Below are 2,214 nucleotides of genomic sequence, written 5' to 3'. Positions count from 1 at the left end.
GTCATCGCAGGCTCCTCACAGATCCACGAAGAGCATGGCAGGCGTCTCCAGCAGCTCCTTCAGCCGCTGCACGAACACCGCCGCGTCCCAGCCGTCGATGACGCGGTGGTCGAAGCTGGAGGAGAGGTTCATCATCTTGCGGGGTACGAAGGTGGTGCCGTCCCAGACCGGGCGCATCACCATCTTGTTGACGCCGACGATCGCCACCTCCGGATGGTTGATCACCGGGGTGGTGGCGATGCCGCCAAGGGCACCCAGCGAGGTGATGGTGATGGTCGAGCCGGTCAGTTCGTCGCGTGTCGCGGTGCCGTCGCGGGCGCGCTCGGCGAGACGGGAGAGTTCGAGCGCGCAGCCCCAGAGATCGCGCGCCTCGGCATGCTTCACCACAGGCACCATCAGCCCCGAGGGCGCCTGCGTGGCGATGCCGAGATGGATGCCGGCATGCTGGCGCACGATCCCGGCCTCGTCGTCATAGAGCGCGTTCAGCGCCGGCTGCTCGCCCAGCGCTTTGACCATGGCGCGCATCAGGAAAGGCAGCACGGTCAGCTTCGGCCGCTCGGGCGTCGGTTTCCTGTTCAGCCCCGCGCGCAGCTCCTCGAGCGCGGTCATGTCGACCTCCTCGACGATGGTGATGTGCGGGATGCGCGATTTCGACAGCGCCATCTTCTCGGCGATGCGGCGGCGCAACCCGACCACCTTGACCTCGGTGACGGCGCTCTTCTCGATGAGCCCACCCCCGCGGGACGGCTCGGGGCCGCGCAGCAGGAAAGCGTCGAGATCGGCCTGGGTGATGCGCCCGGCCGGGCCGGTGCCCTGGACCTGCCGCAGGTCCAGGCCCGCCTCGCGGGCCTTCAGGCGCACGGCCGGCGAGGCGAGCGGCTTTTCGCCCGGCGCGCGGCGCTGGGCCGGGGCGGCCGGGCGAGCCGGTTTGGGTTGCGGAGGCGGCGGCGAGGCTGGCTTGGCAGCGGCGCGCTCTTCACCCCGCGAGCCCTCATCCTGAGGAGCCGTCCCCTTGGGAGCGGCGTCTCGACGGATGACCGCCGAGGCTCCCGGATCCACTGGAGCATTTTTCGAGACGCCGCTTCGCGGCTCCTCGGGATGTGGGCTGAGGGTATCGGGCGGAGGCTCGTCGGCGACAGCGCCACCCTCCCCCGCCACCTTCAGCTTCACGATCACCGAACCGATCGGCACCGTGTCGCCGACCTCGGCGCCAATCCAGGTCACTTCGCCATCGGTCGGAGCGGGAATCTCGACCGTCGCCTTGTCGGTCATGACGGCGGCGAGCAGATCGTCCTCGCGGACGATGTCGCCGACCTTCACATGCCACTCGACCAGCTCGGCCTCGGCGATGCCCTCGCCGACATCCGGCAGCTTGATGATGCGCTCGGCCATCAGCGTGCCTCCATGATGTCGCGCAAGGCTTGGCCCAACCGCGCCGGGCCAGGGAAATAATCCCACTCCTGCGCATGCGGATAGGGCGTGTCCCAGCCGGTGACGCGAATGATCGGCGCCTCCAGATGGTAGAAACAGTGCTCCTGCACCAGCGCCGCCAGCTCGCCGCCGAAGCCGGAGGTGAGCGTCGCCTCGTGCAGCACGATGCAGCGGCCGGTCTTCGCCACAGAGGCGATGATCGCGTCGAGATCGAGCGGCACTAGCGTGCGCAGGTCGATCACCTCGGCGTCGATGCCGGTGTCCTCGGCGGCGGCGAGCGCGACATGGACCATGGTGCCATAGGCGAGGATGGTGACGGCCGAGCCCTCCCGCCGCGTCACGGCTTTGCCGAGCGGCACGGTGTAGTGCCCCTCCGGCACCTCGGCGAGCTCGTGCTTCGACCAGGCGGTGACCGGCCGGTCGTGATGGCCGTCGAAGGGGCCGTTATAAAGCCGCTTGGGCTCGAGGAAGATCACCGGATCAGGGTCCTCGATCGCCGCGATCAGCAGGCCCTTGGCGTCATGCGGGTTGGACGGCACCACCGTCTTCAGCCCCGCAACATGGGTGAACAGCGCCTCGGGGCTCTGGCTGTGCGTCTGGCCGCCGAAGATGCCGCCGCCGGTCGGCATGCGGATCACCAGTGGGCAGGTGAAGTCGCCGGCCGAGCGGTAGCGCAGCCGCGCCGCCTCCGAGACGATCTGGTCATAGGCCGGATACATGTAGTCGGCGAACTGGATTTCGACGCAGGGCTTCAAGCCATAGGCCGCCATGCCGATCGCCGTG

At 68.9% G+C, this 2,214-nt stretch carries 2 protein-coding genes; both read right to left on the bottom strand.

The features are described 5' to 3' along the window. Nucleotides 1-15: 15 nt before the first annotated feature. Nucleotides 16-1,392 (bottom strand): dihydrolipoamide acetyltransferase family protein, encoded by a 1,377-nt coding sequence (locus ACOJTB_RS16195; protein ID WP_420103557.1) that lies wholly within the window; start codon nucleotides 1,390-1,392, stop codon nucleotides 16-18. Beyond that, a partial coding sequence (locus tag ACOJTB_RS16190) for an alpha-ketoacid dehydrogenase subunit beta (protein ID WP_420103556.1) occupies nucleotides 1,392-2,214 on the bottom strand: 823 nt, incomplete at its 5' end. The genes ACOJTB_RS16190 and ACOJTB_RS16195, both read right to left, overlap by 1 nt.

The organism is Allobosea sp. (assembly GCF_048595345.1).
Classification (GTDB): domain Bacteria; phylum Pseudomonadota; class Alphaproteobacteria; order Rhizobiales; family Beijerinckiaceae; genus Allobosea.
The sequence above is the reverse complement of the archived record's forward strand: the minus strand, read 5'-3'. Positions and strand labels throughout refer to the sequence as shown.